We start from the raw sequence: 16,101 nt of genomic DNA, 5'->3' as shown, positions 1-16,101 counted from the left end.
ATATCAGCGGCGTGATATTCGATACAAATCGGCTAACACCTTGTTATTTAATACATAACCCATTCAATCTGATCTTACATTTCGCAGGAGCGTCAATGTCATCCGAGGGGGCAGGGGTGTCTGTTCTTGGCATCGATGGTGTGATCTCAATTGCGAGACATGTCCCGCCAATCATCGGCAAGCCATTGCTGCAGCGGCACTGGGTTGGCGACACTTTTTTGGCGTTCTTTTGATCCAGGCAAACACATTGATCCCCACTCTTACGCGTCGATGCTTTTTCACAAGACAATGGCGAAATGTTGGGCACAGGTTCGGGCGTTGGCACCGCTTCGCGAACACAGCCTTTGCCTTTGATCAGACGAAAGCCACCGCCACATTGGCAGGACGTCGCATTGCGGCGCTCCATATTGTCGAATCGACAGAGGCAGCTTTCCCCGGATTTCACCGTGGTTGTCAGATTGCACTGCAACGGCGGCGCGGGCATGGGCGGAAGCTGCGCAACAACACAGCTTTTTGTCCCTGCAGTTTGCAGGGGCATTCCGAGGGTCGCGAACAGGCGATCATCAAAATCCCGACTGACAGGAAGCCCAAGCGAGGTTTGCAATTTTGCCAGTGCGGCGTAGGTTTTCCGGCCAGGTATCCCATCCACAGGCCCTGCATTAAGTCCGCGAGCGTTCATCACGTGCTGGATGGCGGCCACACGCTGCATGCGGTTGTTTGGAATGCCAACAGCCGCACAATTTTGCACCTGCCCCCCTTTGCGAAGCGCTTTTACACGCATGCTCAAGTCAAGATGTGTGCTGGCACCGGCGGCCAAGTTCACCGTCGGGTTGGTACAAGATAGACCATTGCCAACGGGCCCTGCGCAGGTCCATCCCGCTCCGGAAAGCAACGACGCAGATTTTGCCCCCGGCTGACCAACTGTATCTGAGATCAAGGGCTGGCCCTGATAAGAGGAATGCCCCGTATTGGTTACCAACAGACGGAATCCGCACTCATAAGTTTGGGTCTTACGGTTGGCCATGCAATCCGATGTTTGCGTTTTGACAATCGCCAACGAAGTTGCAGGCACTGGCAGGGTTGGTGCAGCGTTTGTGTTGCCTGTAGTGTCTGGGGCTTTGTTTTCATAAACGGCCTCAAATTCCGCACAGGACGTCACGGGAGTCCCGTTACCAAAGGTGAGCGTTGCACAGTTTTTCAGCCCGCGATGTTGGTTGATGTTGTCACGTGGTAAGGTCGCGGTCCAGGTGACCGTGAGCGGGGACCCCAACGACATCAAACCATCGCTTGTCATCAAACATTGCCCAGCGCTAGCGCCGGCTGGTTGGGCATCTGCACAAGCCCAGAGCGGCGAATTCACCACCGTCATAAACGGGCCTTGTATGGGGACGTTTGGCGCGGCGTTCCCGATGGTCAACGCATCCTCAAGTTTAACAAGCTGCCCCGGCACAAGGTTTTGCGTGGTGATGTGTAAATAGCAAACTGCATCAGCGGTTTGGGCCCCAGGAGCAAACACCAGTGGTTCACAGATTTTTTCAAGTGTTGCTGAAGGAATTTGAAAGGCTGGCACCCCAATGCTGCCCGTCGCAATTGCAGGACCGGTGCTGATTACAGGCCCCGTAGGATCAACGGGCACGCCAATAATCGGACCAGTGATAGTGGAGAGCTTGAAGTCCAGTGGCACACAATATTTCTCAGTGCCAAGAGGGCCTTGAGGCGCACGGATGTTTGTCCCTTGAACAAACGCACTGACGCAGTTTTGTGCACGTGGTCCATTGAGAAGCTGGCCGCCCGGACCGCTGTATATCCCGTTAAATCCAAAGGTGTAGCTTCCGCCTTGCGGGCCTAATCCATCTGGCCCAACTTGGTTGGTCTGGATGTAACACACACTGCTGTCGCCGGTTGCCGATACAGGAGAGCCAAAGCAGCCCGTTTGTGCGCCCCCTCCAGGCGTGCTGAGTGTCGAATTCACAACTTGCATTGGTCCGGCATGAAGCATGTCATCTGTCACCCGGATCGGGGTGTTTGGCGGTAAATTGGCGCCACTCACGGTGACTTCACAACTCACATCCCATTTCCCATCTGGCCGACGTGTGGGGGCATCACAGGTTTTGACAACCTCCAAAACAGGGTCATCTCCACCAACAGGGGAAGGTGCGATTTCAAAACAATCACTGGCGGTCGGGGCTGGCAGCCCAGCGGCGGTGAGTGGGCCCACGGAAATTTCCACACAGTTTTCCGCGCCAAATGCATCCATGGAACCGTTCATCATCATATCAACGGTCAAGGTTGAGGTGCCAGACGCCGGGAACTGAGCGCCCTGAATGCCACAGTACGGCATGTTGCCCTGTCCGGCTGGACCGTAAGGCGGCGACGCGCAATCCCATGGATCAGCCGAGGTGACATTCTGGATCGACGCATTGCCCGGGTTTTGGCCAAAATGCAGGTCTTCCATGATCCACAGCGGCCCGGTGAACGGCACACCGTTTGTGGTCACAACAAGTGTACATTGGTAAGGTTGCACCCAGATATTTGTGCCCATAACCATACGCTCGCCGTTGGCTTTGCAGGTTTTCTCGACATCAAAAGCGGTCGCGTGATCGGGTTCTTCTAAGGTCAAACACGCAGCCGCGCCAACAACCTGATCGCCAATCCGCACCTGCGCGCAGTTTTGGAAATCGTCTTTGCCCAAAACCGAGGTGGGGATGGACAAGTAGGCATCAATTCGGTGGCCGGTGTTGCCGTTAAAATCTGCGGCTGAAATTGTACAGCTGGCACCGTTTGTATATGGCGACTGTCCACAGTTCCAACCGTTTGGCATCGCGGGAGTGCCCAGCAAGTTGAGTATGTACTGCGTGGCAGGGGCGCCTGAGATGGTGGAAAACAACTCATCAAAAGTCAGCGCTGCAGAGATCGGGCTACCGCCGGTCTGAGTGATGTAAATCGAACAAGCATAAAGCGCGTTTTCATTTTCGACACCCGCAAGACGACAGCCCTTTTTCAACGAGAACGTCGGAGTCGTGTCTGGTTTCCAAGTGATGCCTTGGCAGTTGCCTTTCACATCACGCGGCTTGCCAGAAACAGCTGTATAGGTCCCGCTCACACAGTTGCGCCAGTCGACTGGCGCGTCCCCTGTTTCCGCAAACAGGTGGAAGCTAAGTGTTTCAACCCCACTTGCATCAAAATCACTGCCTGCAATTGAACACTCGGTCAAAGAGGTTGGCACTGCAGGCGTACAGGTCCAATCGTTGCCCGGCTGCACGATATCAACGATGGCGGCGTTGCTGCTACCACTCACCGCGGAGGCGTCTTCTGTGAAGGTAAACACACCATTAAACGGCGCAGGCGCAGCCGTAATAGTGATTTCACAGTCCCAGCCAATGCCTTGGGCACCGTCAAACTCTTCCTCAAAGGCACGGCCACACGATTTTTCAATCGTGATCTCTTTGGCGTCAGGGTCGGTTGGCACGTCTGGCTTGATAACCGTGTCGACACAATGCGGGTTAACTGGATAGGTGCCAGCAGCCGTTTGGGCAGCACCTTCCACGCAGTTTTTCCATTCGATGGGCTGGTTCGGGTCAACCACTTCGGTGAACAACTGATAGGTCACAACATGCGGAGCCGTCATTGTTGTTCCGTCAAGCTGACACTGAAGGTGATCTGTGGTTAGACCCGTACAATTTGGCTCTGATACGCTGACAAACTGTGCCGACCCGATGGAGATATTTGACGCATCATCGTCAAAGGTAAATGTGCCCGCAAACGGGGTTGGCGTGACGGTGATTTCCGCGCGACAATCCCACGTGTAACCCAGGGCCCCCTGGACCGTTGCAAGCTCTGGTGTTTCACAGACCTTCTCAACGTCTACGCTTTCCAGTTTTGGCGTCATCTGGCTTTGTGGCAACTCTAAGATCACGCAATTGTCTGGCAAACCGGCTGTTGCATTGGATTGCGGGCTACGCATTGGCGGCTGACTGCTGCGCATGCCAAGCGTATCAATGTAGGAGGTCGGCAAAATGTCCGTCATTGGGCAATTGGCAACCTGACCGCTGTTTTGGTCCGCCGTAAATTGGAAGCTGACCTGGATAGTTGACGTGCCCCCCGCCGCAAACATATCTGCCGCGGAAAGCTCACACAGGCCAATGGAACCAGGCGCATTTAAGTTTGCATCTGTACAGGACCACGGCTCGGTGGAGGTGACGTTCATCATCGAACCGGCGATTGTCGCGGTCATTGGCGGCAAGGCGGCAAAGGCATCCCCCGCCATAACGAAGCTATCGGTGGTCAGATCCGTGCCCGTAACCTCGATCTGACAATTCAGGGTCATTGGGCCGGAGATGACAGCGACAAGCGGGTCGCAGGTTTTGGTGATCGACGTGCGTGGATTCCATTGTGCCGAAACACAGTTTCCAGGGAGGGGCGTTACACCACCGGCTGCATCATCATAGGAGCCCTGAACACAGTTTCGCATCGGATAGTCATTTTGCAACGCTGTAGAAGACACAAAAACCGAATAGTCGAGTATCTCGGTTCCACCTGCATCAAAGTCAGCCCCCGCAATGGAACAGGTCGCGCCAGACACACAGTCAAAGTTGCCGGAAGCCGACGTCGAGGAAAGGATTTCACTCGCGGTGGTTGACGTCGGCGTGAAAACATCCGTGACCTCCAGTGTGCCCCCAAAGGGCGCCTCGGGGACCGTCACCAGCGCCCGACAGTTCCACATCTGCCCCAACTCGCCATCGTGCATGGCGCTTACCGGCGCATCACAGGTTTTCTCAAGCGCAATCTCCGTTGGATCAAAGCTCGGTGGTGTCCAATTTGGGTCACATTGCTCCAAGGCAACATACTCAGCCACAAGATCATCAACGGCAACGCCACCAACAAGCATTAGTGCAAACGAATATGTTTCATTGGCCGTAACTGGCAGGCGAACAGCATGTTCTTTCCACACATCACCCGCATCGAGATACAGAAACTCAGAAACAGAAGCCCCAGAGTAGTTTTGACCAACATATGGATCAAAATGATTCATTAGCGGGTTGTTTTGAAGGTTCGCGAGAAAACTCGGACTCTGTTCGAACACAGCGATGCCAAAGGGCGTATTGGACGCATTTCCATTCGAAAATTTTCCACTGAATTTCACGCATCCATCATTCGGCAGCTCTATGCGCTGACCATGACGACTGCCCTGGGAACTCGGTTGCGTAGACCGCGCATATTGTCCGGTCGGCGTGTTCGAGGCGTCGGAAAGGGGCAAGGCCTGTAGCAAAGCATTGCCACCCGGCATCGTGGGATCTGCTGTCGGAACCGTCCCATTTGGGCCTTCGACACGCACGATGGACAGCGGAGAAAAGACATGCGCTTGCGTCGATTGGGAATACTGCGTCGAGGCAACCCAAGGTGCGGGCATCTGCAAGACATTGTCACCCACATGCGGCATCACTGGGGCCTCAAAATCGCCACCCGTAAAGTAGTTCTGCGCATGTGCAGATGTAAAATTCATAAGGACGGTCACGCCGCAAACAAGAAGACCGATCGACAAACGACGCATAGTATTTTCCCCAGGCTAGTCAGGTCCCCTACAGCCAGATTGCACAGCGCAACCCGGACCAAAGGAGCAAATCAAAGGCCGTCGTAGGCGGGATATGAAATCCGAAAAACTACCATGTGGGTATTGATCGCGAAGTTTTTGGATTTTGCCCAAAAAACTACGGAATGCCCTACCTCTGTTTTGGGAGTTAAGACTGGCGGGTTCAAAAAATCTGTTTATTCTTTTTCTTTAACAGACACTTATTCGACCAGCTGCCCATCTGTAAGGCGTTGCAGCCGCTGTTGAAATAAACACAAAAATCGCAGTCATGCGTAATGAAGAAGGCGAACTACAGCCATGAATGCCAACACAGAAACCGGTCTAGAAAAACTCAAAGCCACCTTAGAATTGGCCACAACAGATGCACAACAATGGGATGTGGCATGTGATATTGTTGTGGACTTGTTTGGCGCAACCGGTGCTCTGCTTCCGCCGTCCAATCCGCATTTTCGCGGTGTTTGGGTGTCTGGAACGCAGAACATGAAGGCTGCATTGGCAGAATATGTGTCTGATCGCTGGAACCTACGGGACCCCCGCGAAGGTTTGACACAAATGATGTTTGATCATGGGTATGCCACCGACGATCAGATTTTCCCAGACCGCGAAGCAAGAGCCAAAATACCCTTCTATCGTGACTTCCTTCGCCCTCTGAACTTTGGGAACGTCTGCCTCATTCGCATCCTCACCCCCAATGGCTATTGGCCGATGACGCTGCATTTTGGCAATGATCATCCGCCGCTCACAGAACACGATATTGAGCTGATCAAAGTTATTCAAACGATGTTTGAAGAGGCGGCCAAACGTGCGGCTGAAATCGCCCATCAACGAATATACGACTTTGCGCAGTTTTTCCGCGGAACGGAATCCGAAGTCCTCATTTTTGATGCGGATGGGAAGCAATGCTTTAACGTCGACGCCACCGGGCGCACCCAACCAACCCGCAAGCTCAGCTCTTTACTACCCAAGGAGATTGGCGAAACCCTCGCAAATGAGTTTAAAGACGTCCTGACAAGCGACCCGGGCATGTCCCTAAGCAAGGCGTATCAATTCCAAGAAGACATGCAGTTGATCAACGTGTTGGTCATTCAGATCCCGCCGACCCTTCGGCATTTTTTTATGCAGTTCAAAGCGTGCGCCATCCGCACACAATGCAGCGCCACCTTGGCGATCAAGCAGCGAGAACTGCGGGAAACATATGATCTGTCGCAAAAGGAGATCAGCACCGTTGCGTTATTGGCCGAAGGAAAAACCCCGGATATGATCGCCAACCTCCTGAGCCTGAAACCCGCCAGCGTGCGCCAACGTTTGAAACTTGTGTATCAAAAAACCCAAGTGCGCAGTCAAATTGAATTGGTCGCGCTCTATGGGCGGCTTTGATGCATTTAGGTCGGTAATCCTCCGAAAGAGTGGGTTTTTGAAGACTTGTCCCAACTGCAGATCTTGCCCAAGATTTATGGGATGCGGTCAAAACGCGCCAGGCTACGGCTCATAGTACAGTCATTGCCAGAGGTCTTCTCCTTTGGTGCAGCCTTCGAACGAAAGGTGGCTTAAACGTTCACTTGGGCTGGCACTAAAGCATGACACGTCCATTAATGCTCACATAGCGACGCTTCCTGCTTCAGCATCCAAATTAGAGCCTGTTTGGTAACTGGTTTAATGATATTGCCACCGACGGATAGCCCGTATCCCTTTGCGATCGTTTCTGCTGCGTCAATTGTTGAGCCTGGTCCGCCAGTCATAAAGTGGATTTGCAGCGGTCGCTGAACGTTTACCAGTGCTTTGATGGATTCGATCCCATCCATCTCTGGCATATTCACATCAATGAGCAAAAGAGCTGGGCCATCATTGGACATTACCGCGTCCAAAAGTTCCACGCCGTTGATGCAGGTTTTTACGCTCCAGCCTTCACGCTCTGCAACAGTGGCAATAAATTCTGCAAAATCTTCATTGTCGTCAGCGATGTAAAGCTGTCTCATCCGGTCAACCTTTCCCTGATCAATCCTTTTGCTCTGAGGCTTGACCCGTTTGATCTCGCTTGGATTGAGGCTATTCTTAATCAAATAGTGGCCGTTCAGAATGATCGATGTCAATTTTTTTGATGGGTTGACACGCTACAATGAGCCAAATGCACGCCAAAAGAGAAACGCGTCGCGCCGCCAGCAACCTGCGAAGCAAATGTCGGGTCAAATCAAATGGTTGGTTCGGGGGGAGCCGACACGTGCATCATGGCTTACCGGTGCCGCCGCGAGGTGCTTCGGAACTTTAGGAAGGTGGCCCTTTCTGACGTCGGGCAAGCTGCCAAAGCCACTTCTCTGGACCAGCGATGAAACCAGGGAGTAAGCCCTCACCTCCAAGGAGCTCCAGTCATTTGACGCGAAATGCCGCAGTTATACCAAACGGGTAGATTGACGAAGTATTCCTTGTCAGCAGCACTTGGTGGGATCTAGTGTTTAAACAAAGAAGCCCTTTTCGTTGGATGATCACCAAAGAATAGAGGGAAATTGCGCTTTGCTTTTGTTGCGAAGCCGTTGTGTGAGTGCCGGCGCAAGGTCTCATGGACACCCGCTAGGACGCGAAATGCGCCATCGTTCTGGAAATGACCGCGACACGACGCTTGAATATTCAATGCTGAATTGTGGAGTTCAAAACGTTCGTTGATCAATGCTGTCGCTCGATTTGAATTGGAGGCAATATGTCATTTGTGCGGTACCCCAATGGACTTCTTTTTGCTTCAAAACTGATTTTGTGTCTCGCATTGTCGCTATGTACTTATTCAGTAACCTCAGCTTCCGAGACACAGGTTTTTCCGAAGTACGAGCTGGACAGCGGTTCCGTTACCGTTGGCGGACTAGAAGACAGCGACGGTATCATATGGTTGGCCACTGCAATTGGGCCGCTCCGATACAACGGTGTAGACACACAGTACTTAAAAACTGGAAATGGAACGCGGTTGTCCCGCGTAGGTTCGATCTTCGAAGCCGCTGATGGTAAACTGTGGTTTGGTCGGGCATCAGGTGGGGTGGTGGTTTACGACAAACGTGACAATTCGTTTCGGACCCTTAAACACTCACCTGGTGAGCCGAATAGTTTGTCCACAAATAGCCTGAATTGGGCTCCACACCTGATCCAACAGACTGGAGACGGTGATGTGTGGATCGGCACCACCAATGGCCTAAATCGCGTTTCAGAAGATGGGGAACAGATTACCCACTATCTGCACAGTCAAAACGACAACCGATCTCTCGCCGGAAACAACATTCACGCGGTGGAAGTTGATCAAGACGGCCAAGTGTGGATTGCAACGGACAACGGCTTGAGTGCCATGGATACAACGACAGGAGAATTTACAAACTACCGCCACGATCCCAACGACCCTGAAAGCCTCCCAGCTGGAAAATTGTCTGATGTGTTGGCAGCACAACCAGGCGTTATCTGGGTAAGTTCTCACTCCGGCGGGCTCGCGCGGCTGGATGTCGCTGCGGGCGCTTTTAAACGCTACCAGAATAATCCTGAAAACGACGACAGTCTGGCTCACAATGAGATTTACTCTCTGGAAATTGACGCAACTGGAAATTTGTGGATTGGGCGCCGTTTTTCCGTCGCTGTTGGTATCGAAGAATTCAATCCAGAAACCGGACATTTTCATGTCCACCTGCGCAACCCGGACACAGCCAGCCCAGACACCACGGAAATGATTATGTCTGCCTTCGTCGGTCACGACGGTACGGTATGGCTGCCTTACAACACCGGTCCCCTCTATCGCATGGTGCAACCGGGGCCGGTTCAGCAAGTGCGCTTCAAGAACCCTACGGCCCAAAGTATCCACACCGAGCCAGTTCTCGCCGTTGCGGAAGATGCTGATAGCCAAGTTTGGATTGGAGGTGTTGGAGGCCTCAAACTCTACGACCGAGATACCGGCAGCTATGAACGATGGCAGCCAGAAAGCGATGCAGCAAACCCAGAAGATCAGACGCTCACATTCAACGAAGTAAATACAATTTTGCCCGCGGGACCAGGCTTACTCTGGATTGGAGAAGTGGATTCCACGTTCAGCTTAGTCGACACCCAAGAAAAGAAAGTTCTTAAGCGGCATCGGACTGACCAGAGAGCGTTTGGGGCCTGGGGCGGTACCTACGATGTTAACGATCCATCCCTTATCTGGTTTGGTTCTCAGACAAGTGGATTGGGTCGCGTGGACACCAAAACGGGGGAATTTAGGTTTTATAACTCCAGCACAAACCCTGAAGCCGGAATTGAAACCAGCTTTATCGCCAAAGTTGCTCCTGCAGAATCTTCTGGATTGTGGCTCGCAAGCGATGGGCAGGGTGTCTTGTTTTTCGACAACGAGAAGGTCGTAGAGCAATATTTGCATGAGCCTGAAAACCCCGGATCTTTGGGGAGTTCTTTTGTGAACGACATCGAGTTTGATTCTGCGGGCCAGATGTGGGTGGCCACAATGGAAGGCGGTCTAAGCGTTTTTGACCAAGTGACCAAAACATTTGAAACTTTTGGGGCCGAAGCCGGATTGCAGACAAGCAACGTACTGGCAATTGAAATTGACGGAGTTGGCAACCTTTGGCTCGCGACAAATGAAGGCGTCTATCTGTTCAACCCCCGTACCAAACAAGTTGAAAGGCGCTTCACCGACAGAGACAATCTTCATACAAACAGCAGCCTAACTTGGCCATCTGGAACACTGATGACGTCTGCCCAAGAGCTCTTCGTTGGATCTCTTTCCGGAGTAAGCATGATTGCACTGGATAAATTTTCAGAGGTGCCGGAAAATCTTTTGGTTTTGTTCACTAGGTTTACCGTCAACGGACAACCAATTCAGTCGAATTCCGCAATTGAACGCGTGCGCGAGTTTGACGTGCATGGCCCAGATGCCTCGTTCGATTTTAATGCATCGGTGCTTGGGTATTCCCACGAAGTACGAAAGAGAATTCGGTACAAACTGGAGGGCTATGAAACCGAGTGGAATACGCCCAGCAACACATTGTACGGACGTTACACAAGCCTTCCAGGTGGCAGTTATTTTCTCGTGGTGCAAGGTTCACAACAGGAAGGAAAATGGACATCTGGTGCTAGGGTCAGAGTCAACGTCATCCCGGCCTGGTGGCAACGTTGGTGGTTTATCACATTCTTATTATTGGCAAGTTTCGGTTTGTTGATTGCGGTGGCCTATTGGCGACTTCGCATTCTCCAAGCAGTTGTGGAATCAACCAAGGCACTCGCTAAAAGCGAGGAACGCACGCGTGACATTGCGGAAACGGCCTTTGATTATTTCTTTGAAACGGACAAGGATCACAAAATCATCTGGATGTCTGACCAGTTCCAGGAAGCCACTGGGATCACTCCTGAACACGTGTATGGCAAGACCCGATGGGATGTCACATCTGAAGACACCAATACTGCGAAGTGGGTAGATCACAGAAGTGAGATCGATAAAAATATGCCATTTCGAGATTTTCAGTTTGAGCTCGCGGTCGCGGGAGGCACGCCAAGGGTCATACTTGGCAATGGCAATCCTATTTACTCAGAAGATGGCGAGTTCCTCGGCTACATGGGAACCGGCAAGGACGTCACCGACGTTGTTAGGGCCATTGAAGGCGCGCAAGCCGCTGAAAATCGACTTAAGAGAGCCATTGAAAGCGCAAATGCCTCCATTCTTGTTTTTGACTCTGATAACCACTTGGTCTTCTCTCATTTAGCTGAGCATCAGAAATTGGATGAGCTGCGCAAAAACATCTCAGTGGGGATGAGCTACAAAGAGCACATCCGTGACGCACTAGTACCAAGTATCTCGTTTATTGATGGCGTTGAACGCGATCAGTTTTTCGACACCCTCATGCAGAACCACAATCATCCTGGCGCCCCTCTTGAAGTACGATTGAACGATGACACTTGGCTTCAACTGAATGAGACGGCACTAGAAGATGGCGGCGCGATCCAAGTTTGGATTGATAGCACCGAGTTAAAACTGCACGAAGAGCAAGCACGACGTTCTCAGAAGATGGATGCGATTGGCAAGCTAACTGGCGGAATTGCTCATGATTTCAACAATCTACTCGCCGTGATTCATGGCAACTTGGAGCTGTTGCTTGACGAGGTCCCGGACAAAAGCGCCAAGCCAAGACGTTATGTAGACAAAGCATTGGCCGCAGCGTCCAAAGGGGCAAGTCTGACACAACGGCTCCTCGCATTTGCCAGGAAGCAACCCCTACGACCAGAAGCGACCGACATAAACAATCTAGTAGAAGGCATGATTTCTCTGGTTCGCAGGACCCTCGGAGAGGAGGTCAAGATTGTCTGGGAGCCAGATCCAAAGTTGAAGCTTGGCCATATTGATGCCAACCAACTTGAAAGCGCAGTTCTAAATCTGGCGGTGAATGCCCGTGACGCATTGCAATCGTCTGGGGAGCTGCGAGTAGCAACTTCAAACGTCACTCTTTCCGAAACTGACCTGGCGGATAACGATGAGGTCGATCCCGGCGAATATGTGGCGATTTCATTTAAAGATAACGGCACCGGCATGTCGCAAGACGTTCAAGATCGGATCTTTGAACCGTTCTTCACCACTAAGGAGATGGGGAAAGGAACTGGTTTGGGCCTCAGTATGATTTATGGGTTCATCAAACAGTCAAAAGGGCACATCAGCTGTGAGAGTGAGTTGGGTAAAGGGACAACAATGACCCTTTACCTGAAAGCATCTGACCAGGACGCGGTGGTCGCAACCTCTGTCGAGGCCAAAACTAGCACGGGCGCGAAAGGCAGGCTACAGGTTCTGGTCGTGGAAGATGATGTAGAAGTGCGAAGCGTCATCACCGAGATGTTGGCCTCTTTCGGTTATTCAGTTCTTGCTGCAGAAGACTCTTTTAAAGCATTGGAAATTCTGGAAATGGAAGCTGACATTGATCTGATGTTGACGGACATCGGCCTGCCTGGCGGCATGAATGGCATCCAGTTGGCCGACAAAGTCAGGCAGGAGCACCCAACCTTGCCAATTGTCATGATGACTGGCTACCAAAGTGAGCAAGAGAACGGTGAGGGTTTTGCAGCACCGGCGCAAAACCTGATTCATAAGCCTTTTTCCAAGGCGGATCTGTCAACGGCAATTGAACGCGCGATTTAGTTTTTTACGCAATTGAAGTCAGTGCTAACCAAACTTGATTGAATGGGAGCTCTGTTAACGAAGGAATGAAGGCTACGCCCTTTGATGCCTGTGAATACAGGGACAAGCTGGAGCCTGATCAGAACGGAACAAAAAGCATTGGCGGGGGCTTGGCAGTTGGCGGACATTTCTTTGAGCCGATTTCGAAGCATGCTCCCATTTCGTTGCTAAATGAGAAAGCCCTGCGGCTGGAGCACTGAATTTGCGTTTCATTCCCATTTGGCTGAGGTCATCCAAAACTCCGGCTGGTCGTACATTTTCGACCTAAAGTTCCGTTCCAGAGCACTTATTATGCTGTATTTTTGACATCAAACTCCGACAAATCGGCAAGTATGCTGCTTCGTATGCGGCGCAATTTTGGAATGCTGTGGTCGCCTTTACGGGCGATCTCGCCTGCCCGTCGGCGGTGGTGTCCAAGTCATCTCAGGATCAAACCAGATTGCCAACGATCCGCGCTGCCTCAAGCTGTCATTGTAAGACGACCAGTTCGTGGTCTTGTATTTCGTGGGTGCCCAACTGCTCATACTTTCCAACTATCATCTTGGATTCTCGCAGTGAATCCCTGACGGGACTTGTGCAACAAAGCCCTTGCGTGGACAAAACGCATTCAAGTTTTAGTGGGCACACGTGATCGCTTTTGCCCCGCTCCGGGACGCAATCCTTGGAGCAACCGGCGCAAAAGCCCGCCAGGTCCGGCAGTGCCGTCGCCTTGGGGGTGAGCGGTGGATGCCCGGTTACTAAATGCACGCTCCGTCCTTTAGTGGCTGCTGCGGGCTTGGGTTTCTTAGTCGCCACTTAGGGGCCTCGCTAACCCAAATTTTAGGGAGGACCACTTCAAAGGGGAAGGCTCTCAGCCGTGGAACCTGTGAACCTACATCTTGGCCAGATTTTCGGTATGGCTGGGGCGTAATTGGTGGCGTCTCTGAGGCGACGGTAGTGGCGAGACTGCTAGTCTCAATTATTGGGATTTCTGTAAGGTATCAACTGGGGAACATCAGACCTCGCGCAATGTTTTTTCAAGGATCGCGCCCCATGTTCAATAGTTGCCTTGACCTCCAAATTTCAATGAAATAGGAACTGAATCAGATGAGCGGGCGTTGTGTAATGGTAAGACCTCAGCCTTCCAAGCTGATGATACGGGTTCGATTCCCGTCGCCCGCTCCAACGTCAAACCTCCCATAAATTGCATATGTCTGCACGGGTGCTATCCCATGTCGCAGGGTTGCATGTGGCTTATGCATATCTGACGTCTTGACCCGGCAGCACGCTGCGGTCACTAACGGCTAACACGACAGCCAAGGACCGAAAAATGGCCAGACAGCCACAGCATGCGAATACTGAGCAAGACCGTGAGAAAAGCAAAAATATTGGCGCCCTAAAGGGATTGCGCCCGTTTTTGACCCCGTACCGTTTCCTCGTGTTTCTGGCGCTTTGTGCCCTGACGCTGACGGCCTCTGTGTCGCTGATGTTGCCCGTGGCGGTGCGCCGCGTGGTGGACAACTTTGGCACCGAGAGTGACGCCCTGTTGGACAAATACTTCCTTGCGGCCCTTGGTATCGCGTCGATGCTCGCTGTGGGTACCGCGCTGCGCTACCTGTTGGTCACACGTCTGGGCGAGCTGGTTGTCACGGACATCCGCAAGGCTGTGTTTGCGCGTGTCATCAACATGAGCCCGGCGTTTTTTGAGAATGTCATGACCGGTGAGGTGCTGAGCCGCATCACCACCGACACCACCGTCATCCAATCGGTGATTGGCTCGTCGATCTCCATTGCCCTGCGCAACGTGCTGCTGTTCCTTGGTGGTCTGGTGTTGATGCTGTTCACCTCGACCAAGCTTACCTTGATGGTGCTGCTGGTGGTGCCAATGGTGATTGTGCCCATTATGGTGTTGGGCCGCCGTTTGCGCAAACTCAGCCGCGAGAACCAGGACTGGATTGCAGAGAGCTCCGGCAATGCGTCCGAGGCGCTTTTGTCGGTGCAAACGGTGCAGGCCTTTACCCACGAGGCCCAAACCCGCTCTAACTTTGATCGCGTGACAGACCTGTCATTAAGTGCCGCAATGCGCCGGATCAATACACGTGCGCTGCTGACCATGATTGTGATTTTCCTGATCTTCACCGGTGTGGTTGTGGTGCTCTGGATGGGCGCGCGAGACGTGCGCGCTGGCGGCATGAGCGTCGGTGTGTTGGTGCAGTTTGTGATCTATTCCGTGATGGTGGCCGGGGCCGTGGGGGCCTTGTCCGAAATCTGGAGCGAACTGCAACGCGCCGCAGGTGCCACCGAACGTCTGGTAGAGCTGCTGTATACCGAAGACAGTGTGAACGATCCGGCCCAGCCCAAGGCACTGCCCGCGCCGGTCAAAGGTGAAATCAGCTTTGAAGATGTGTCTTTCCAATACCCGTCGCGCCCAAATGTTTCGGCACTGGATGCGGTTAATCTCACCATTCAACCCGGTGAAACTGTCGCGCTTGTTGGCCCGTCTGGGGCTGGGAAAACCACCATCATTCAAATGATCCAACGCTTTTATGACCCTGTCAAAGGTCAGGTGACGCTGGATGGCAAAGCGTTGCAGGAAATGCAGCGTGACGACTTCCGCCAACACCTTGCATTGGTGCCGCAAGATCCGGTGATCTTTGCCAGCAGCGCACGGGAAAACATCCGCTTTGGCCGCTTGGACGCAACGGACGCCGAGGTTGAAGCCGCGGCAAAAGCCGCTGCCGCACATGACTTCATCACCGCCTTGCCGGAAGGGTATGACAGCCCACTGGGTGAACGTGGAGTGATGTTGTCGGGTGGTCAGAAGCAACGCATCGCCATCGCCCGTGCTATCTTGCGCGACGCGCCAGTACTGCTGTTGGATGAGGCCACCTCGGCTCTTGATGCAGAGAGCGAACGCTTGGTGCAGGCGGCTGTGGATGAGCTGGCAAAAAGCCGGACCACCATCATTGTTGCGCACCGTTTGGCGACCGTGAAAAAAGCCGACCGTATCATCGTGATGGAGGAGGGCCGCATCGTCGCCCAAGGCCGCCATGACGATCTGGTCGCCGAAGATGGTCTGTATGCCAAACTGGCACGCCTTCAATTCACCGCTGGCGCTGCCTAAATCAGTAAAGGAGCGTGGCTGGATTGGCCACGCGACCACAGGCTGATTTTCAGGTGGACTGCATCCCTTTTACGGTTAATCTGACGTAACGTTCCAGGCCCGCTTGACCTTAGGTTCGGCTGGCTTTGAACGGGGCGCAGGGTGTTTTTGGGATCATCTTGACGGAACGCGTCCAACGTGGGTCGGACTGGCGGAGGTCCGGCGGATTGGGGCAAGCAACCCAAGGGGGGAGAATAG

General features: G+C 52.8%; 5 protein-coding genes, 1 tRNA gene and 1 pseudogene. 4 read left to right on the top strand and 3 right to left on the bottom strand.

Features of this window, described 5'->3' with window-relative positions:
* Positions 1–43: 43 nt before the first annotated feature.
* The gene (locus QOL67_RS07375; protein WP_283425313.1) at positions 44–5,503 is read right to left on the bottom strand and encodes a peptidoglycan-binding domain-containing protein; all 5,460 of its coding nucleotides are present in this window, start codon (positions 5,501–5,503) and stop codon (positions 44–46) included.
* Positions 5,504–5,887: 384 nt separating this feature from the next.
* Between QOL67_RS07375 and QOL67_RS07370 the strand changes: the two genes are divergently transcribed.
* On the top strand, positions 5,888–6,967 hold the full coding sequence (locus QOL67_RS07370) for a helix-turn-helix transcriptional regulator (RefSeq protein ID WP_283425312.1): 1,080 nt from the start codon (positions 5,888–5,890) through the stop codon (positions 6,965–6,967).
* Positions 6,968–7,179: 212 nt separating this feature from the next.
* Here QOL67_RS07370 and QOL67_RS07365 read toward each other — a convergent pair whose 3' ends face one another.
* Positions 7,180–7,680: a response regulator gene (locus tag QOL67_RS07365; protein WP_283425311.1), complete on the bottom strand. Its 501-nt coding sequence runs from the start codon at positions 7,678–7,680 to the stop codon at positions 7,180–7,182.
* 602 nt (positions 7,681–8,282) lie between these two features.
* On the opposite strand from QOL67_RS07365, the gene QOL67_RS07360 reads away from it, so the two are divergent.
* Positions 8,283–12,722, top strand: coding sequence for a two-component regulator propeller domain-containing protein (locus QOL67_RS07360; RefSeq protein WP_283425310.1), 4,440 nt, complete (start codon positions 8,283–8,285; stop codon positions 12,720–12,722).
* Between the two features lie 422 nt (positions 12,723–13,144).
* Here the strand turns inward: QOL67_RS07360 and QOL67_RS07355 are convergent.
* Positions 13,145–13,285 (bottom strand): annotated as a pseudogene (locus QOL67_RS07355) (IS5/IS1182 family transposase); the annotation flags it as partial.
* A 566-nt stretch (positions 13,286–13,851) separates the two neighbouring features.
* On the opposite strand from QOL67_RS07355, the gene QOL67_RS07350 reads away from it, so the two are divergent.
* Both QOL67_RS07350 and QOL67_RS07345 read left to right on the top strand, forming a co-directional pair.
* A tRNA-Gly gene (locus QOL67_RS07350) sits at positions 13,852–13,925 on the top strand.
* 145 nt (positions 13,926–14,070) lie between these two features.
* Positions 14,071–15,864 (top strand): ABC transporter transmembrane domain-containing protein, encoded by a 1,794-nt coding sequence (locus QOL67_RS07345; protein WP_283425309.1) that lies wholly within the window; start codon positions 14,071–14,073, stop codon positions 15,862–15,864.
* Positions 15,865–16,101 lie beyond the last annotated feature (237 nt).

The sequence above is a fragment of the Shimia sagamensis genome, assembly GCF_900182745.1.
Taxonomy (GTDB): domain Bacteria; phylum Pseudomonadota; class Alphaproteobacteria; order Rhodobacterales; family Rhodobacteraceae; genus Shimia; species Shimia sagamensis.
This window is presented reverse-complemented; position numbering and strand designations above follow the sequence as displayed.